This is a genomic window from Croceibacterium atlanticum, from assembly GCF_001008165.2.
In the GTDB taxonomy this organism is placed as follows: domain Bacteria; phylum Pseudomonadota; class Alphaproteobacteria; order Sphingomonadales; family Sphingomonadaceae; genus Croceibacterium_C; species Croceibacterium_C atlanticum.
The window spans coordinates 2,324,871-2,342,814 of the sequence record NZ_CP011452.2; the positions used below are offsets into that span (position 1 = coordinate 2,324,871).

At 62.2% G+C, this 17,944-nt stretch carries 17 protein-coding genes and 1 tRNA gene; 9 read left to right on the forward strand and 9 right to left on the reverse strand.

All coding sequences use genetic code 11. The features are described 5' to 3' along the window. Nucleotides 1-59: 59 nt before the first annotated feature. The gene (locus tag WYH_RS10900; protein WP_235979286.1) at nucleotides 60-1,844 is read left to right on the forward strand and encodes an IlvD/Edd family dehydratase; all 1,785 of its coding nucleotides are present in this window, start codon (nucleotides 60-62) and stop codon (nucleotides 1,842-1,844) included. 147 nt (nucleotides 1,845-1,991) lie between these two features. Here the strand turns inward: WYH_RS10900 and rnk are convergent, their stop codons facing one another. From rnk to WYH_RS10940, 8 genes are all read right to left on the reverse strand, one after another. Then, nucleotides 1,992-2,414, reverse strand: a complete 423-nt coding sequence (gene rnk, locus WYH_RS10905; protein ID WP_046903859.1) for a nucleoside diphosphate kinase regulator — start codon at nucleotides 2,412-2,414, stop codon at nucleotides 1,992-1,994. 285 nt (nucleotides 2,415-2,699) lie between these two features. Next, entirely contained in the window at nucleotides 2,700-3,290 is a 591-nt protein-coding gene (locus WYH_RS10910; RefSeq protein WP_046903860.1) for a PAS domain-containing protein, read from the reverse strand. A gap of 98 nt (nucleotides 3,291-3,388) precedes the next feature. Continuing rightward, the gene (locus tag WYH_RS10915) at nucleotides 3,389-4,153 is read right to left on the reverse strand and encodes an outer membrane protein (RefSeq protein ID WP_169780764.1); all 765 of its coding nucleotides are present in this window, start codon (nucleotides 4,151-4,153) and stop codon (nucleotides 3,389-3,391) included. Between the two features lie 136 nt (nucleotides 4,154-4,289). Then, nucleotides 4,290-7,640: an error-prone DNA polymerase gene (locus WYH_RS10920; protein WP_053833546.1), complete on the reverse strand. Its 3,351-nt coding sequence runs from the start codon at nucleotides 7,638-7,640 to the stop codon at nucleotides 4,290-4,292. Beyond that, nucleotides 7,637-9,265 (reverse strand): Y-family DNA polymerase, encoded by a 1,629-nt coding sequence (locus WYH_RS10925; protein ID WP_244877909.1) that lies wholly within the window; start codon nucleotides 9,263-9,265, stop codon nucleotides 7,637-7,639. The genes WYH_RS10920 and WYH_RS10925 overlap by 4 nt, the downstream gene beginning before the upstream one ends. Further along, nucleotides 9,165-9,914 carry an ImuA family protein gene (locus tag WYH_RS17155; RefSeq protein WP_244877910.1) on the reverse strand — a complete coding sequence of 250 codons (750 nt, stop codon included), beginning with the start codon at nucleotides 9,912-9,914 and terminating at the stop codon, nucleotides 9,165-9,167. Before WYH_RS17155 ends, WYH_RS10925 begins: the two co-directional genes overlap by 101 nt. 176 nt (nucleotides 9,915-10,090) lie before the next feature. Beyond that, nucleotides 10,091-10,167: transfer RNA gene (locus WYH_RS10935), tRNA-Arg, on the reverse strand. 79 nt (nucleotides 10,168-10,246) lie between these two features. Further along, entirely contained in the window at nucleotides 10,247-10,636 is a 390-nt protein-coding gene (locus tag WYH_RS10940; RefSeq protein ID WP_046903864.1) for a DUF6152 family protein, read from the reverse strand. 158 nt (nucleotides 10,637-10,794) lie between these two features. Here WYH_RS10940 and WYH_RS10945 point away from each other — a divergent pair, with 158 nt between their 5' ends. Then, complete coding sequence (locus WYH_RS10945; RefSeq protein ID WP_053833547.1) at nucleotides 10,795-11,595, forward strand: hypothetical protein; 801 nt, start codon at nucleotides 10,795-10,797, stop codon at nucleotides 11,593-11,595. Between the two features lie 55 nt (nucleotides 11,596-11,650). Then, complete coding sequence (locus tag WYH_RS10950; protein ID WP_053833548.1) at nucleotides 11,651-12,043, forward strand: hypothetical protein; 393 nt, start codon at nucleotides 11,651-11,653, stop codon at nucleotides 12,041-12,043. 15 nt (nucleotides 12,044-12,058) lie between these two features. Here the strand turns inward: WYH_RS10950 and WYH_RS16570 are convergent, their stop codons facing one another. Continuing rightward, a complete protein-coding gene (locus WYH_RS16570; RefSeq protein WP_082347953.1) occupies nucleotides 12,059-12,187 on the reverse strand; it encodes an entericidin A/B family lipoprotein in 129 nt (42 codons plus the stop codon). Between the two features lie 127 nt (nucleotides 12,188-12,314). Here WYH_RS16570 and WYH_RS10955 point away from each other — a divergent pair, with 127 nt between their 5' ends. From WYH_RS10955 to WYH_RS10985, 6 genes are all read left to right on the forward strand, one after another. Then, nucleotides 12,315-12,821, forward strand: a complete 507-nt coding sequence (locus tag WYH_RS10955; protein WP_046903865.1) for an MmcB family DNA repair protein — start codon at nucleotides 12,315-12,317, stop codon at nucleotides 12,819-12,821. A 42-nt stretch (nucleotides 12,822-12,863) separates the two neighbouring features. Next, nucleotides 12,864-13,580, forward strand: a complete 717-nt coding sequence (locus WYH_RS10960) for a sterol desaturase family protein (protein ID WP_046903866.1) — start codon at nucleotides 12,864-12,866, stop codon at nucleotides 13,578-13,580. Further along, a complete protein-coding gene (locus WYH_RS10965; RefSeq protein ID WP_244877911.1) occupies nucleotides 13,544-14,005 on the forward strand; it encodes a DUF2141 domain-containing protein in 462 nt (153 codons plus the stop codon). Before WYH_RS10960 ends, WYH_RS10965 begins: the two co-directional genes overlap by 37 nt. A 146-nt stretch (nucleotides 14,006-14,151) precedes the next feature. Further along, entirely contained in the window at nucleotides 14,152-15,597 is a 1,446-nt protein-coding gene (locus WYH_RS10970) for a PAS domain-containing protein (RefSeq protein WP_046903867.1), read from the forward strand. A gap of 196 nt (nucleotides 15,598-15,793) precedes the next feature. Then, nucleotides 15,794-17,161, forward strand: coding sequence for a M48 family metalloprotease (locus WYH_RS10980; protein ID WP_046903868.1), 1,368 nt, complete (start codon nucleotides 15,794-15,796; stop codon nucleotides 17,159-17,161). A gap of 9 nt (nucleotides 17,162-17,170) precedes the next feature. After that, nucleotides 17,171-17,863, forward strand: a complete 693-nt coding sequence (locus tag WYH_RS10985; RefSeq protein ID WP_046903869.1) for a DsbA family protein — start codon at nucleotides 17,171-17,173, stop codon at nucleotides 17,861-17,863. Nucleotides 17,864-17,944: the final 81 nt, after the last annotated feature.

Below are 17,944 nucleotides of genomic sequence, written 5' to 3' on the forward strand. Positions count from 1 at the left end.
CGGCAGGGGGACCGTCAAGCAGCACGTTACCTTGTACTGACCGCATTCGGGGAATGATCTTGAACAAAACACTGCGCAGCCGGGCCTGGTTCGACAATCCCGACAATATCGACATGACCGCGCTCTATCTGGAGCGTTACCTCAATTTCGGGCTGAGCCTTGAGGAATTGCGCAGTGGCAAGCCGATCATCGGCATCGCGCAGAGTGGCAGCGACCTGAGCCCGTGCAATCGCCACCACATCGTTTTGGCGGAAAGAGTGCGCGAAGGCATACGCGAAGCTGGCGGCATTGCGCTGGAATTCCCCGTCCATCCTATCCAGGAAACCGGCAAGCGGCCCACGGCAGGCCTGGACCGGAACCTGGCCTATATCGGCCTGGTGGAGCTGCTATACGGTTACCCGATCGATGCGGTGGTGCTGACGACCGGGTGCGACAAGACAACGCCGGCAAGCCTGATGGCAGCCGCAACTGTCGACATTCCCGCCATTGCCCTGTCGGTCGGGCCGATGCTGAACGGCTGGCACAAGGGGCAGCGGACGGGCTCCGGCACGATCGTGTGGAAAGCGCGCGAAATGCTGGCGGAAGGCACGATCGATGACGAGGAATTCATCCGCCTAGTAGCGAGCAGTGCCCCCTCCACCGGCTATTGCAATACCATGGGCACGGCCACCACGATGAACTCGCTGGCCGAAGCGCTCGGCATGATGCTTCCCGGAACGGCCACCATTCCCGCGCCCCACCGCGACCGGCAGGAAGCCGCCTATCGGACAGGCAAGCGCATTGTCGAAATGGTGGCAGAGGATCTGAAACCTTCGGACATCATGACCCGCGACAGCTTTCTCAACGCAATTGCGGTCAATTCGGCGATTGGCGGTTCAACCAACGCGCCGATCCACCTGGCGGCGCTCGCCCGGCATCTGGGTGTGGAGCTGCATTTGTCCGACTGGCAGAAGCATGGCCACGACATTCCGCTGCTGGTCAATCTGCAACCGGCGGGCGAGTTCCTGGGGGAAGATTTCCATCGCGCGGGCGGAGTGCCCGCAGTGACCGGCGAACTCATCCGCCAGGGCCTGATCCGCGAAACCGCGATGACGGTGAACGGGCGCAGCATCGGCGATAATTGCCGCGAATGCGCATCGCTGGATCCGCAGGTCATCCGTCCTTTCGATGACCCGTTGATGCCGAAGGCGGGTTTCATCGTCCTGTCCGGCAATCTGTTCGACGCGGCCATCATGAAGACAAGCGTGATTGGCGAGGAATTCTGCGCACGTTACCTGTCCGACCCCGAAGATCCCGACGCTTTCGAAGGCCCCGTCATCGTGTTTGACGGCCCGGAAGACTACCATCGCCGGATAGACGATCCCGCACTCGGCATTACCGACCGGCATATGCTGATCATGCGCGGTGCAGGGCCGGTCGGCTATCCGGGAGCGGCGGAAGTCGTAAACATGCGGCCGCCTGCCTACCTGCTTTCACAGGGGGTCCACGCCCTTCCCTGCGTCGGTGACGGGCGGCAGTCCGGCACCTCCGCCAGCCCCTCCATCCTCAATGCCGCGCCCGAAGCCGCGGTGGGCGGACCTTTGGCCCTGGTACAGACCGGCGACAGATTGCGCATCGACCTTGGGAAAGGCCGGGTCGATCTTCTGGTGGAGGAGGGCGAACTGGCGCGCCGGCGCGCCGCGCTGGATGCAGAGGGCGGATATCCCTTCCCGCCTTCGCAAACGCCCTGGCAGGAAATACAGCGCGCCCTGGTGGGCCAGATGGACAGCGGAGCGATCCTGGAAGGCAGCGAGAAATATCAGCGCATCGCGAAAACTATGGGTCTGCCCCGCAACAATCACTGAAACATCCCTATCAGGAATGCGCGGGACACCGCCGGGATAGCTTTGCACTTGTCGGAGTAATGTGCGGGAAATCTTGCCGTTTCAGCATGTGCCGCGCAGGCGATGCCGGCGATCCGAAGATCGCGGCATGGCCCCGTTTCGCGCGGGCTATTCCGTGTGTGGATTGCCTGTCGGCTGCTGAACCCTGGCTATGCGCAAGGGCCTGATATCTCCGGCCCGGTCCGGCCAATCGATCGAAGCGCCCTCTTTCATGCCGATAAGACCGGCGCCGACAAGCGTCAGCACGGAAATCCGGTTCCGCTCCAGATCCGCATCGCGCGGCCAGACCAGTTCCACCGTGCGGCGGTTGCCAGAGCGTTCATCAATGAACTCCACCTCGGAATTCATGGTCACGACATCGGCAGGAATATCGGCCGCGGCGTGAAGATTCGCCCGGTCCAGCTCTTCACATAGCCTGGCGGCAACATCCGGGCTCCGCGCCCGGACATTCAACGCCAGCTCATAAAGTGCGTCGGCTTCGGTATCTATTACGTGCAGGGGCGGCTGTGCGCCGTTCTTGGATACAGTCATTTCGGGAACTCTCGCTTGTGCAACCTGGCTGAAAACGTCCGGGAGCCTCGCCCCGGGCCGATTACGGCCGTTGAGACGAGGCAACCGCCCGTGCGGGCAGCTGACCAGCGTGAGCGAAATGTCGCGCAAGGGATCGCGAAGGGACCATGCGAAGTATGTGGGGGCGAATTGCCACCTCGTCAATTCTCGAAGCTGGCCGCCCTCCCGCCGCTGACAGAAAGGCCTGATCGCTATTGCTGAAGGGGGACTTTGCGCGGCCGGATCAGGCGATAAATCTGGTGGCGGTCAATACCCTGCTTCCACCGCGATGCGGATGGCATCGGCCGTGGTCTGCACGCCAAGTGTGCGCAGCAATGCGGAACGGTGCATCTTGATGGTCCGCTCCGCCAGGCCCAGATCGAAGGCAATCTGCTTGTTCAGCTTCCCGCGCGCCATATTGATCAGGACTTCGCGCTGGCGGGGCGACAGATTGTTCATCAGCCGATGTGCGGCGGACCTGCGGGCATCATTGCCCCGCGGCTGGTTCGCGGCGATTTCGATCTGCGAGCCCAGGAAATATTCCGCTTCCCCATTTTCGGACATGACCGGAGCAACCATCACGGCATTACGAAAGGGATCGCCGTTTTTCCTGTAGTTGGTAATTTCGACCATCACCGGCTGGCACAGGCGGATGCCGGTGCGCAGCGTTTCAGTCAGCCAGGGTTCGGTATCCGGGCCGGTCAGAAAGCGACAATTCCGGCCCAGGATTTCCGCACGATGATAGCCGGTAAGGGCGGCAAAGGCATCGTTGCACGCAATGATCGGGTTGTCGGGCAAGCGCGGATTACTGACGACTGCCGGCACCGAACTTGAGGCGATTAGCGCATCAGGATCCATTCCGGCGATGATAGTTAATCGCCGGCCGAAGTCCACGGGGCCGCAATAAATTGACGGGTGGCCGCAGCCACCCGTCGGGTTTCATGGTCCGGTTCGTCCTAGAGCGAGAAGCGCACCCCCGCAGCCAGTGCGGAGCCACCGGATTCCACGCCCAGCGTAGCCGGAAGCAGAGTCAGCTCTATATCGGCCCGGTCGAAGCTCTCACGATAGGTATATTGCAGGAAGATCTCCGCCGATTCGGAAACGCTGACATTGGCGCCTGCCATCAGCTGCCAGGCGAAGCCGCTATCCTTGTCATCGGCAACCAGAACGCCGGACGGGCGGAAGACCACGTCCACCTGCTGATAGCCAATGCCGGCACCCACGAAGGGCGAAATTCCGCCCCCGACATTGAAATCATAGAAGCCATTCACGAACGCGCCGAGCGTTTTCACCCGGCCCTGCCCATCGGCAATGACCGCACCCACAGTCGGATTGGCCGCACCGGGCGCGCCGCGGGTCAGAACGGCAACGTCGACACCGTCGATCACCGCACCTCCGGCCGCCAGGCCGGAATGGGTATCGACGTCAGCAGACGTATAGGACAGGTCGAGTTCCGTCCGCAGGCCATTCGAATACCTCATGCCGATCTGGCCGGAGATCGCATATCCGGTATCGAATTCGGTCTTCCATTCCAGCGAAGTGTCAGCCGGAATGGCGCCCCAATCCGGGGTTGCGGGCACAGTCACATCGAAGGCGCCCTCGTTCATGGAATCGCCAGGCAGGGCAACGCCGCCGCTGATTGCCACATAGGGTTCCGCGGCAAATGCACTTGCAGGCGCTGCAAGGGCAACAAACGACGCGATTAGAGCTGTTTTGCGCATTTCTGTCTCCAGAAGGATAATGGCGGTATCAAAAACACCGCCTCCTTCCGGCAATGGACAGCGAATACCAACCTGACCTTTGGGGCAGAATGGGACCGGTCCGAGGGCAATGGTGCCGCTATGGCGTTCAATGCGATCAGTGGAAGTCCCGTGATTTCGGGATGATGCGTACATTGCGCGGATGATGCGCGCGGGACGGATCGGGGTGGGGTGGCATGTCGGCAGACACCGCCTCCGGCTCGTTCAGGCGATCAAGCAGGGCCGTGCGATCAACGATACGGCCCGCCACGAGGTGGAGAACGCCTTCCTCGCTCTTTTGCACCTGCCCATGCACTTCCATCAGGCGCGAGGCCATGAGCGGGAGGCGATAACGTTCAAACAGCCGCGCCCAGAGCAATATGTTCACAACTCCGGTCTCATCCTCCAGCGTTGCAAAAATGGCATTGCCCTTGCCTGGTCGTTGGCGAACCAGCACCACGCCCGCAACCTTCGCCCGCCGGCCATCAGGCACGGCGAGCAGTTCCGCACTGGATAAAATGCCCTCTGCACGCAGTGTTTCGCGCAGGAAATGCAGCGGGTGTTCTTTCAGTGAAAGCCGGGTCATCTGATAATCGGACACGACCTCTTCCGATAGCGGCATGTCGGGAAGTGCTGAATCGCGTTCATCCGCGAGTTCGCGCGCCTTGGCAGCAGCGAAGAGAGGAAGTTCGGAAGCGCCGGGCATCCGCCGCACTTCCCATGCCGCCGGCCTGCGCGTGAGGCCAAGCGACCGACAGGCATCGGCATCCGCCAACAGCCTGAGCGCGCGCGCCGGAAGCGGCAGCATACGGTCCCCGGCGCCATCACCCGCCTGCAATATGCGCACGCGGCGGCCCAGTTCCTCAATGCTGGAATACGCTCCGTTGGCGCGGCGTTCTGCCGCGATGGCGTGGCCCCAGCGTTCCTGAAACCCGTCAATCTGGCGGAAGCCAAGGCGCAGTGCATATCCCCTGTCCTGCCGATGGGAATTCACATTCCAGTCCCAGCGTTGATGCACCTCGCCATCGGTCGCACCCGCTTCCAGGCTGTTGTCCCAATCGCTGTGATTGATGTCTACCGCGTTCACTTTGACACCGTGTTCGCGCGCATCGCGCACGATCTGCGCCGGGGCATAAAAGCCCATGGGCTGCGAATTGAGCAGCACGGCGGCGAACACCGCCGGATGCGTACATTTGAGCCACGCGGAAACATAGACCAGCAGCGCGAAGGAAATAGCGTGGCTTTCAGGAAAGCCGTAACTGCCGAAACCCTTGATCTGGTTATAGCAACGCTGTGCGAAATCCCGCTGATAGCCGCGCGCGGCCATCCCCTCGACCATCTTGTCTTCGAAATTGTTGATGGTGCCCACGTTACGGAAGGTCGCCATCGCGCGGCGGAGCTGGTTCGCCTCGTCAGGCGTGAAACCGGCCGCAATGATCGCGAGTTTCATCGCCTGCTCCTGAAAGAGCGGCACGCCATATGTATCGCCCAGAACCCCACGCAGTTCGTCCGGGTCATGCGGCGGCGCTGGAGAGGGAAATTCTACAGCTTCCTTCCCTGCCCGCCGTTTCAGATAGGGATGCACCATGTCGCCTTCGATCGGGCCGGGCCTCACGATCGCCACCTGCACGGCAAGGTCATAGAATTTCCGGGGCTTGAGGCGCGGAAGCATGTTGATCTGGGCGCGGCTTTCCACCTGGAATACGCCGACGCTGTCGCCATTGCAGAGCATGTCATACACCGCCGGCACTTCCTGGGGCACTGTGGCGAGATTGAAATCGCCAAACCCGTGGACATGCATCATCTCGAATGCCTTGCGTATGCAACTCAGCATGCCGAGCGCCAGCACATCGACCTTCATCAGGCCAAGCGTGTCGATGTCGTCCTTGTCCCATTCGATGAAAGTGCGGTTTTCCATCGCGGCATTGTGGATCGGCACAAGCTCGTCGAGCCGCCCCTGGGTCAGCACGAAACCACCGACATGCTGGGAGAGATGGCGGGGGGTGTCGAGCAATTGGCCAACGATCCATCTCAACCGTGCAAGTTCGGGTGCATCCGGATCGAACCCGGCATTGGCGATGCGCTGTGCTTCCATGGAACCGGCATGGCTCCCCCAGACGGTGCTGGTCAGCCGACTTGTTACATCTTCGGAAAGGCCGAGCACCTTCCCCACCTCGCGAACCGCGCTTCTCGGACGATAATGGATCACGGTAGCGGCAATGCCGGCGCGGCTGCGGCCATAACGCTCATAGATATGCTGGATCACCTCTTCGCGGCGTTCATGCTCGAAATCGACATCTATGTCGGGCGGCTCGTCCCGCTCAGCCGAAACGAAGCGGGAGAAGAGGAGGTTGAATCTGGCCGGATCGACCGAGGTAATTCCCAGGAAATAACAGACTGCCGAATTTGCGGCCGATCCCCGTCCCTGACACAGGATTGGCGGATCGAGCGATCGGGCAAACTGCACCAGTTCGTACACGGTGAGGAAATAGCAGGCATAGCGCCGCTTGCGGATCAGCCGGAATTCAGTGCGGAGCATGTTGCGAATCCGGCGCGGGATACCGTTCGGATAGGCCCTCTCCGCCGCCTGCATGGTAATGTGCTTGAGCCAGGGCATGGGCTTCCAGCCCTTCGGGACCGGCTCATGCGGATATTCGTATCGCAATTGGTCGAGCGTGAAATCGATGCGGGAGAGAATATCGGCGGATTCCGTCAGCGCTTGCGCCCTGGCATGGAACAACCGCGCCATGTCGGCCGGGGATTCCAGGTGCCGTTCGGCATTGGCGAGAAGACGTGCGCCAGCCTGAGCGAGGCTGACGCCCTCCCGGATGCAGGTGATGACATCATGGAGCGGCCGCTGTTCAGGGGTCGCATACAATGCGTCGCAAGTGGCGAGCAGCGGAATGCCGGTGCGTTCCGACAGCGCCTGAAGACGCGCAAGGCGGCGCTGATCGTCGCCGCACCGCGCCATGTTGGCGGCGATCCATAATGGCGCATGCCGGGCGAGACGACGCAACAGGAATTCATGCGTTTCGTCAGCCACGGCGATGAGCAACAATCCATCGGCATGTTCGACAAGATCGGCAAGGTAGATCGTGCAATCACCCTTTTCTGAGCGACGATTCCCCAAGGTGAGCAATCGGGTAAGACGCCCCCAGCCCGCCCGGTTCATCGGATAGGCGACGATGTCCGGCGTGCCATCTGCGAAGACCAGCCGCGCACCGACGACGAGACGAAAGTCAAACCTGGCAAGAGCTTCGGGATCCAGCGTAGCGCGAAAATCCCTCAAGGCGGCATAGGCGCGCACCACGCCCGCCACCGTATTGCGATCGGCAATACCGATTCCTTTGTGACCAAGCGCGATGGCTTTCCTCACCATGTCCGCAGGATGCGAGGCTCCGTGCAGGAAAGAATAGTTCGTGGCCGCGATCAATTCGGCGAAATATGGCGCGGCAGGCGGTGCATTCATGCGAACAGCCCATGAATGTACCAGGCCGGATTGCCCGTTTCGCGCTCGTAAAGACCATGGCGGAACAGCCAGAAACGGCGACCGCGCGCGTCCTCCACCCGGAAATAATCCCGCGTAAGCAAGGGGCGGCGGGGAGGCGGCAAATGCTTTTCGCCCTCATCTTTGCCGGCGCGTTTTCGCACGACGCCAGCTTCAGGCTCGGGCAGGCGTTCAATCGGTACGCGCCACCATTCTCCAGCAATACGCTCCGGGCCTTCAAAGCGCTTCACTTCATGCAGCGTGCTGCGCCAGCGAAAGCTCCGGGGCGGGCCATCAGGTACTTCTGCCAGCACCTCTACCGGCTGAGGCGGATCGAACAGATGTAGCGGGCGCAGAGGTGGCTCGCCCCTGGGTGGCACTGGCCAAGGGACAGGATCGCTTCTCTCGACCGCCGGCAGGGTAAATGCCTGTTGCTCGGGAACATGCGTGTCCCGCCGGGCAAAACGGCGTATGCGATCGCGTCCCAGCCGGCTACTCAGCCGATCGATCAGCGCAGCCATCGCCTCCTCACTTATCCCTCCCCCTTCCAGCCCAAGCTGCAACGATCCAAGAGGTTCGGTGGTCGGCACCGCCAACCGTACAAGATCGAAGCCAAAACCGGGATCAATCGGGTCGGCAAGCGTGTCGATACGTTCACGGAACAACCGGCCGGTGATGGCAGGGTCGCGGGTAGGCTGCCCGGTCTCGATCATTATTTCACGCACCGCGCCATCGCTACGATAGAGGCGCGCGACGAATTGCCGCCCGCCCTCGTGGCGTTCCTCCAGCATACCGGCCGCCTCCCCCACGAGGCCATCAAGCACCGCCAGCACATCCTCAATACGCGCGATGGGTTCGGCAAAGCGTCGTTCGAAAATCAATACGGGAGGCGCCCGACGGGGGGAGATGCGGCTGTCCGTATGGCCCAGCAGCCGGTCCAGCCTTGCCATCATTTCCGTTCCGAACCGCGCGGCGAGCGGGGCCGAAGGACGAGCAGCGAGATCGCCCAGGGTTTTCAACCCCGCATATCGCAGCGCTCTCTCCGTCTCCTCCTCCAGCCGCAGTGCGGCAATGGAAAGACGGCGCACCGCCTGACGCTCATCAGCTGCCGGCACGGTCTGAAAACGGGCCAGCGCCTGCGCGGCTTCGGGCGTTCCGGCAAAGGCATGGCGCAGGCCCAGCCCGGCGGCTGCGCAACATCGCTCGATCTCCAGCGCCAGCGCGGCCTCACCGCCGGCCAGATGCGCGCAGCCGGTGATGTCGAGCGTTATTCCGTCCGGCGGATCAAGCTCGACCATCGGCGTCCAGCGATCGCAACCATCGGCGATACGTTCCAGCCAGAGCCGATCGGCATGGGGATCATATTCGATCGCAACCAATTCAGGGATGCGTGCACGCGCATCGGCCAGCGTCAGACCGGGAGCGAGACCAAGGCGCTGCGCTTGCGCATCGAGGGCTGCGATACGTACCGCACCGCCATGCTTCTCGACAAAGACAGTCGGTGTATCAGCCGGCTTGCCGCCATGCGTCCTGCACCAGCGATCGGCCGGGAGTTGTGGAAACCACAGCGCCAGATAGCGTCGCGTCGCCAAAGCAGGCTCGGTCACGATCCCACTCCAGATGCCAGCATCCGCCATCTGGGCGGCCGCGCTGACGCAACAATTTGACGTTGAAGGCGGGTCGGCCGGGCGCTTCGGCCTCCAGGGCCACAGAAGGCGCTGCGCTTACGCTCCAGCGTGTCTGCGCAGCGCTGGGGCCGGGTTCTGCCTCGATCCGCAGCAGCAAGGGAGTGACGCCCGATGCTTCGGCCGCCAGCGCCAGACGCCGGCTTGCAGTCAGGTCGAGCGCGCGCGGACGGCGCCACAACTCGATCACTACCGCACCGATGGATGCACAACGCACCACATCGACTGCTGCACGCAGCAACGCCACCGGATCGGGCAACATGATCAGCACCATTCGCCGCGGATCGATTCCGATCTCGGTCAATCCTGGCGCATGCAGTAATCCCTGTCGCCTCGCGGCCCTCTCCTCGCGCAGCCAGAACAGGGGCGCCCCCTCCTGACTTGCCAGGCAAGCCAGCATTGCCGCGAAGCCTGCCGCACTGCTGTTGTCGGCCAGCTCCCTTGCGAACACCTCGTGCAATCGCCCACGAGCCAGACCGCCGCCGATTGCGGCATCCAGCCCGGCATATCCAAGAGGCGCTGAAGACCTCCCGGTCTTTTGATTCTCGATCCGAGCGATTTTCCTTTTCACAGCGCATAACGCACTCACCGACTCGACTGGACAAATGTTCGTCATTTGTTCCAATCGACCATCGGGCAAGGAAAAGTCAAGTTACGCGCTCATGCATCTGCGCCCAGCAACCTCCTCGAGATCGCTGCGAACCTGCAACTGGCTTGAATCAGCCAGAATTCTTTTTTGCCAGAAACTGGCGCACCCGACAGGATTCGAACCTGTGACCTCTGCCTTCGGAGGGCAGCGCTCTATCCAGCTGAGCTACGGGTGCGTGGTAGGGCCGGTTAGCAATGCCGGACGGGCGCGCCAAGCATTAATGCATGGCGCGCCTTGCAGAACTCAAACTCGGATCATTCCTGGCCGGGCAATTGCGTCAGCTGCGTGCCATCCGTCTTGGTCACGGTGACATTGAAACCGCCGCGCCGGCCATCGCGCAGTTTGTAATAGGTGAGGTCGATCTTGTCCCCTGGCTTGAGCGAGCGTTTCGACCAGCCCGCGCGAGACAGGTGGTTGGGACTCATCCCCTCGAACGCCCAGCGCTTGCCATCGGCATCGCGGACATAAATGAAGGTGTGCGGATTGGTCCATTCCCACCGTTCCACCGTCACATTCTTCATTGCGGTGGATGTCCCCCATTCAAACATCGCCGTGGAATGATGGGCGGAGCCAGGCGTGGCGACGGCGGCAAGGCCGGCCAGCGCAGCGGCGGCAAGGGCAAGTCTGGTCTTCCTGACTATCATGTCTTTCGCTCTCCCAATGTCCCCGGCCGTTCAACCAGAGGACCGTCCAGAGTCATTGTGCCAGCAAAAGCTTGACTTAATCAACCCGCTGATTGATTCCTTCATTCGAAGCCCGCAACAACAGGGGCTAACGACAAGAATGAAGCCGGAGGGGTAGAATGCAGTCATGGACGATCTGGGCCCGCGCACTGGCGGGGGCTGGGGCGCTGGCAATGGCAACCGCAGGTGCGGCGCAGGAAAAGGAAATCCCCCGGGCCGATGGATATGCGGAGCTTGAGCGCCTTCCGGATTTTGGCGGCGTGTGGAACCCGGACTGGTCATTGCTGTTCGGCGCGAATGGCCGCCGCCCGACGGAACCTGAACTGACTCCGCCGGCGCAGGCGAAACTGGACGCCTTCCGCAAATATCAGGAAGAAAATGGCGTCGATCAGTCCAACCAGGTGCACTGCATCCCGCCGGGTATGCCCGGCATCATGCGCCAACCCTATCCCATTGAATTCCTGTTCTCTCCGGGCCGGGTGACCATCTTCACCGAAACATACAGCCAGGCGCGCCGCATCTACACCGACGGCAGGGAGTTGCCCGAAGATCCCGATTTCCTGTTCAATGGTAATTCCGTCGGACATTGGGAGGGCGATACGCTGATCGTGGACTCGATCGGGTTCAGCCCACTGGTCGATATCGCGGCCGGGATTCCCCATTCGGAAGAGATGCGCATTCAGGAAAAGATCTGGCTGGAAGAGCCTGATGTCCTGCGAATCGAAACCACCATCAGCGATCCCCAAGTGCTGACCAAACCGCTGGTGCAACAGCTTGCATTCAAGCGTCAGCCCGATTGGGACATCCGCGAATATGTCTGCGCGGAAAACAACCGCCTGGTCTCGGAAGATGGCGGCGCGAATATTGACCTGAAGCTGGATGAAGAGGATGATCCGTTCGGTCCGCTGCCGGAGGATTAAGGCATGGTCCGGGTCCACTAACGGATTCGCAAGACGGCCGCTCTAGAGAGGCGGCATGAACGCCCTCTCGCCATCATTCCGTGCCGGCAAATCCGCTGACAGGCCGGACCCTGCGCCCGACGTGATCGGCATGAAATGGGCCGCCCTGGCGGAAGCGGCCAATATCGTCGCCGATCTGGCAGGGATCGAGACGGAAATCCCGCTGCAGGAAATGCAGGACATGGCCGCGCTCAACCGCCGGGCGGAAGGGTGGCGCCGCCAACGCGCCGAACGCTGCATTGCCGATCTGACGGCTGCGATGGAACCGGGTATCACCGCCTTGCTGGCAATTCAGCAGAAGGGCAACGATCCCCGGCCCGCAGCCAATGCATTGTGGCGCGAATTCAGCGTTGCGCGTGAAACGCTACTGTCCCTGCTGCCTCCGAACCGGCGGCAGCGCCCGCGTTGACGGGTATGTAGCGAATCAGATCGCGCGATCGCCCGCTTCGCCAACGGATTCGATATCCCGGCCGAGGCCCTTGACCGTGTTGCAGGCCGAAAGGGTGACTGCCGCCAGCACAAGCGCTGCAAGGGCAATGGATTTACGCGACATCGTATCGGGCTCCTGAATTTGGGTTCGATTGCATTATTGCGCAATCGCGCACAGGCAAGCCTTTAAAGCAGGCTTTCTGAAGCTGCGGCAACTTGACGATGTTCCTTTTTCGTTCCAACCTTGCCGCATGACCGAATCGGATGTGATCGCCCAGGAACGGGGCCTCGGCCAAGAGGACCGGCGTTCTGCCGCCGTGGCGCGTGGCATTTGCCGGCTTTTTGCCCGCAACGATGTCTGGATGCTGTCGGAAATGCCGCTTCGCAATGGGCGCCGTGCAGATCTGATGGGCATCGATCCAAAGGGCCGGATCGTGATTGTCGAAATCAAGACGGCACGGTCGGATTTGCTGGGCGATGGGAAATGGCCCGATTATCTCGACTTCTGCGATCGTTTCTATTGGGGCCTGCCGCCGGAACTGGACCGCGCCTGTCTGGACGGGCAGGATTTCCGGCCGGATTGCTGCGGCGTGATCGTCGCCGATGAATATGACGCGGAAATCGTGCGGCCAGCCCCCAGCCAGCCGCTGGCAGCGGCACGGCGCAAGGTGGAGGTGGAACGGCTGGCCCGTGCAGCCTTGAGGCGGCGGCTCTCCGCAATCGATCCTGTCTGCATGGAATGGGCCCGCAACGCCTGAAGGGCTGGGCAGGGGCAGCCGCGAAGTGCATAAGGCGCCGCGATGCAGGCCGCTATCATCGTTTCGGCAATCGCCATGACGGCAATCGTCGCCCTGCGATATCTTGCGGCCAGCGGCGCCTTTGCCTTCGCGACGTCACGCACAAGGCCGGGGCTTTATGCCGGGCTGGGCCCGCAGATCCGGCGTGAAATCGGCTGGTCGCTGGCTTCGGCCGCGATCTATGGTGTGCCTGCCGGTATTGTCGCATGGGGCTGGCAGGAACATGGCTGGACCCGGATCTATGCCGATTGGGGCGCCTATCCGTTGTGGTACATGCCGCTTTCGCTGTTTCTCTATCTCTTCCTGCATGACACATGGTTTTACTGGACGCACCGCCTGCTGCACCGGCCGCGCTGGTTCCGCGTGGCACATGCCGTCCACCATGCCAGCCGTCCGCCCACCGCCTGGGCTGCAATGAGTTTCCATCCCATCGAAGCCTTGACCGGGGCGATCGTCATCCCCGCACTGGTCTTTTTCGTCCCGATCCATGTCGCCATGCTGGGCCTGGTGCTGACCATCATGACGGTGATGGGCGTGACCAATCACATGGGGTGGGAAATGTTTCCCCGCGCGCTGGTTCATTCGCGGTTGGGAAACTGGCTGATAACGGCCAGTCACCACCAGCGCCATCATGATGAGTATCGATGCAATTACGGCCTGTATTTTCGTTTCTGGGATCGCCTGTGTGGAACCGATCGCGGCCTGGCAAAACCTCGCTGATCCTGCTGGCGGTGGCTCCGCTGCTGATCTCTGCCAGCCCGCCGATTCGGTCGGTGGAAGTGCAGATCGATCTCACGGGCCTGCGATCGGCAAAAGGCGTGGTGCTTGCCTGCATGACGTCACAGGCCAATCATTTCCCCCAATGCGATGATGATGATGAAGCCTACACGCTGGAAGCGCCGGCGAATCAGGCGCTGACGCTGACCTTCCGGGACGTTCAACCCGGCGATTACGCGATTTCCGTACTCCATGATGAAAACGACAATGGAAAAGTGGACCGCGTGCTGGGGATGATCCCGAAGGAAGGGTTCGGCTTTTCCAGGGATGCCAAGGTCAAGCTGGGCCCGCCCGACTTTCGCGATGCGGCCTTCACCGTTGGCAATGTGCCCGTTCGGCAGGCCATCCGCATGCGTTACATGCTCTGATGGCCGGGCAGATCCGCGGCTGCCGGCGTGACGTCAGCACTGGCTGCGGGAGCGGGACGGAAATGGCAAGCCAGCAAAGACTTTACGGTTAATTTACCACAAGGCGCAAAGATGCCCCTATGTATATGACTACAGGGGCGCTCCTCATGGACACGCTGCGCGGCAGATTCGACGATCTTACGGACACCGAAGCCGATTATGATTCGGCCGAGGATGATTTCGTAAGCGAGCCGCCGCCCGCCGCCATCGGCCAGGATGAACGCCGGATGCAGGTGCGCGCCTATAATCATTGGGCAAGCCTGCTGGAGGATCGCAACTTCCCCGCGATCGACGCGCTGGAGCCTTCCGAACTGCCCGATTTCGGCCCCTACAGCGTGCTGCTGGACTTTTCCGCGGGCGTCGAAGATCCGGGCATTTCCTATCTCGGGGACAAGCTGGCCGCGGAATGCGGCGTCAACCCGATGGAACTGCGCAGCCTTTCCGATGTGCCCGGCCGGTCGCTGCTTAGCCGGATTACCGATCATTACATGCAGATCATCGCCAATCAGGCACCGATCGGATTCGAGGCGGAATTCGTCAACCAGCGAGGCCACACGATCCTGTATCGCGGTATTCTGCTGCCCTATTCCAGCGACGACGATACGATCGACTTCATCTATGGTGTGATCAACTGGAAGGAACTGGCCGATCAGCAGGATTCGGACGAACTCCTGCTGGAAATCGACCAGGCGCTGGATGCCAGGCCTGAAAGCGCTCCGGGTCGGCCGAAGGATAATGCCCTGACCGATTGGGCCGATGGTCCGGGATCGGAACCTGTGCCCGATCTCCCCTCCGCCAAGCCCGCACCGGCAGAGGAAGACCGGCTGCCGCGCCCCTCCTTCGGTCTGGATCTGGGATCGGCAGCCAGCGAAGCAGCCCGCCCCGCAGACCGGCAGCCGCTGGAACTGAACGAAGAATATTCCCTGCCTTCCGCCGCCACGATAGAGCCGGAAACACTGGCCGACTGGCTGGTACTGGCGCGCGACATGGCAGCCATCGCCCACACCAATGACGAACGGACCCGCCACGCGCTCTACGAAGCGATCGGCCGGGCCTATGATTTCTCGCTCGCCGCCGCACAGGCGCCGGATGAATTCGTCGAATTGCTGGAAGACGCCGGTATCGCAACGCAGAAGCGCGCGCCCATGACGCCGGTCGTGAAGCTGGTTTTCGGCGCCGATTACGACAAGACGCGCATTACGGAATATGCCACCGCGCTGAGCCATGCCCATCGCATCGACCTGCCGCGCGGTGCGCTGGCCGATTTCATCGGTGATGCGGAAGGCGGGTTGAAAGGCGTGGTCAGCACCGAACGCCGCCTGCGGCGCGAGGAAGCAGGCAAGCCTGCCAGCCCGGCGAAGAAGCCCAACAAGGCACTGACGAAGAAGCTGCGCAGCATCGAACCGGCGCAATTTTCCTCCATCCCGAACGAGGGCAGCGAATTCGGCCTGGTCGTGATTCGCCGGACCGGCACGGGCGAAGTCGTGATGCTGGGCGAAGTGCCCGAAGATGTCGCACTGGTCGAAAAAGCGGCCCGACGCCTGCTCGACTGATTTTTACGGTAGAGGGCACCCCTGCGCCATGATCGGGGCCAGGGCGTTGGGCGCCCCTCCCCGGTTTTCGGCCGCCAGGGCCAATGACCACCATGCTGGCGCAATCTGCCGGCTGTGAAGCGCCTGATCTTGAAGATCACGCCGGCTGGCTGACTTCAGTTCCCGTTCAGCCGGAAATAGGTTAGCCAGAAGGCCCATGGCCAAACTGTACCGCCCGTTTTCCAGCCTGTTCGCCTTTCTGGCGATGCTGATACTCGCGGCACAGCCTGCCGCCGCCCAATCCGTGTTGCGCGATGCGGAGACGGAGGCGCTGCTGCAGGAAATGGTCGATCCCCTGGCCGAAGCCGCGGGCCTGCAGAAGGGCGCGGTCGAAGTCGTGCTGCTGAACGATCCATCCATCAATGCCTTCGTGGCGGGTGGCCAGCGGATCTATGTCCATTCGGGCCTGATAAATGCCGCCGATACGGCGAACGAGGTGCAGGGCGTGCTGGCGCACGAACTTGGCCATATCGTGGGCGGCCACATCATCCGCTATTCCGAAGGTGCCGGGAAGGCGACCAAGATCACCGTCCTGTCCATGCTGGTGGGGCTTGCCGCCACGCTGGCGGGCGCGGGTGAAGCGGGCATGGGCGCCATGGCACTGGGCCAGCAGGCGGCGATGGGATCCTTCCTGCAGTTCACCCGGACACAGGAAGCCAGCGCCGATGCCGCCGGTGCCGATTTTCTTTCCACTGCCGGGATCACCGGAAAAGGTTCCATCGAGTTCTTCAAGAAACTGCAGAACCAGGAATTCCGCTATGGCTACAGCCAGAGCGACGAGGCAGGCTTTGCCCGCACCCACCCGCTGACCGGGGACCGTATTTCGCGCCTGGAAGGACAATACAGGCAGGATCCGGCCTGGAACAAGGAGCCCGATGCGGACCAGCAGCGCCGGTTCGAAGCGATCAAGGCCAAGCTCTATGGCTATCTGGCCACGCCGGCGCAGACGCTGAACTCCTATCCCGAATATATGACCAGCACCCCGGCCCGCTATGCCCGCGCCTATGCCTATCACAAGGAAGCGCGCATGGATGAAGCACTGGCCGAAACGGAAGCACTGATCGCACAGGATCCGGACAACCCCTATTTCCTCGAGCTGGAAGGGCAGGTGCTGCTGGAATCGGGCAAGCCCGAGGAAGCCCTGCCATCGCTGCGGCGGGCAACGCAATTGACGGGCAATTCCCCGCTGATCGCATCCACATTCGGCCATGCGCTGATCGCGACGGAAAATCCCGAACATTACGCGGAAGCCGAACGCGTCTTGAAAGCGGCCGTGGCGCGCGACCGGGAAATGCCATTCGCATGGTATCAGCTGGGCGTGGTCTATGCCGCCAATGGCGACTTGCCGCGCGCCCGGCTCGCCAGTGCGGAACAGCAAGTCATGACCGGCAAACCGCGAGAGGCGCTGCGCAGCGCGGAAGCGGCACAGCGCGGCCTGCCCGAAGGGTCATCCGACTGGATCCGGGCACAGGACGTCGCCTTGCAGGCACGGGCACAGCTTGAACGCGAAGAAGAGCGGCACTAGGCCCGGTTCATGCGCTTGCTTCTCACATCCATCATCGCCCTGGTCGCCGGTTTTGCCGGGGCTGCCCTCTGGGACTTCAGCGGCCTGCGCGCCGATCCGACGCGTGAATATCTGATGGCCCACCCGGAAGTGCTGCCCGAAGCCATGCAGGTATTGCAGCAGCGCGAACAGCAGGCCCGGATCGGCCCCTTGCGCGGTGAGCTGGAAACCCCCTTCCCCGGCGCCATTCTCGGCAATCCGGACGGCGATGTCACGCTGGTCGAATTCTCCGATTATGCGTGCACCTATTGCCGGCAGAGCCTGTCCGATGTGGAACAGCTGATAGCCGCCAATCCCGATCTCAAGGTGGTGATCCGCGAATATCCGATTTTGCGCCCTGAAAGCGTGGATGCCGCCCGCATGGCCCTGGCCGCGGCGGAGCAGGGAAAATATGCGGCCTTCCACGATGCGATGTTCCGCCTGGGTCCGCCCACGGATGAAACCATCGAAGCGGCAGCGAAAGACGCCAATCTCGATCTCGATCGCGCGCGCGCAGCCATCGCCACCGGCGCTTTCGACATGCACCTGCAGACAAATGCCGCGCTGGCCAGCCAGCTGGGCATTACCGGCACTCCCGGCTGGGTGATCGGCGACAGGGCCATGAATGGCGCGGTCGGCCGCGACCGGATCGGCGAAGCCATAGCGGAGGCGCGCGAGTCCTGAGCAGCTTCCTGTCTCTTTCGCGATTGGCGCACCGCAGGCCGCCCCCTCGCCAGGACGGCCCGCCGCCCACTCCGCCGGGCG

What these genes read in the sequence shown, in the direction of transcription:
- rnk (WP_046903859.1), bottom strand. Translation starts at nt 2,414, where the DNA reads ATGACTGTATCCAAGAACGGCGCACAGCCGCCCCTGCACGTAATAGAT.
- WYH_RS10910 (WP_046903860.1), bottom strand. Translation starts at nt 3,290, where the DNA reads ATGGATCCTGATGCGCTAATCGCCTCAAGTTCGGTGCCGGCAGTCGTC.
- WYH_RS10915 (WP_169780764.1), bottom strand. Translation starts at nt 4,153, where the DNA reads ATGCGCAAAACAGCTCTAATCGCGTCGTTTGTTGCCCTTGCAGCGCCT.
- WYH_RS10920 (WP_053833546.1), bottom strand. Translation starts at nt 7,640, where the DNA reads ATGAATGCACCGCCTGCCGCGCCATATTTCGCCGAATTGATCGCGGCC.
- WYH_RS10940 (WP_046903864.1), bottom strand. Translation starts at nt 10,636, where the DNA reads ATGATAGTCAGGAAGACCAGACTTGCCCTTGCCGCCGCTGCGCTGGCC.
- WYH_RS10945 (WP_053833547.1), top strand. Translation starts at nt 10,795, where the DNA reads ATGCAGTCATGGACGATCTGGGCCCGCGCACTGGCGGGGGCTGGGGCG.
- WYH_RS10950 (WP_053833548.1), top strand. Translation starts at nt 11,651, where the DNA reads ATGAACGCCCTCTCGCCATCATTCCGTGCCGGCAAATCCGCTGACAGG.
- WYH_RS16570 (WP_082347953.1), bottom strand. Translation starts at nt 12,187, where the DNA reads ATGTCGCGTAAATCCATTGCCCTTGCAGCGCTTGTGCTGGCGGCAGTC.
- WYH_RS10955 (WP_046903865.1), top strand. Translation starts at nt 12,315, where the DNA reads ATGACCGAATCGGATGTGATCGCCCAGGAACGGGGCCTCGGCCAAGAG.
- WYH_RS10960 (WP_046903866.1), top strand. Translation starts at nt 12,864, where the DNA reads ATGCAGGCCGCTATCATCGTTTCGGCAATCGCCATGACGGCAATCGTC.
- WYH_RS10970 (WP_046903867.1), top strand. Translation starts at nt 14,152, where the DNA reads ATGGACACGCTGCGCGGCAGATTCGACGATCTTACGGACACCGAAGCC.
- WYH_RS10980 (WP_046903868.1), top strand. Translation starts at nt 15,794, where the DNA reads ATGGCCAAACTGTACCGCCCGTTTTCCAGCCTGTTCGCCTTTCTGGCG.
- WYH_RS10985 (WP_046903869.1), top strand. Translation starts at nt 17,171, where the DNA reads ATGCGCTTGCTTCTCACATCCATCATCGCCCTGGTCGCCGGTTTTGCC.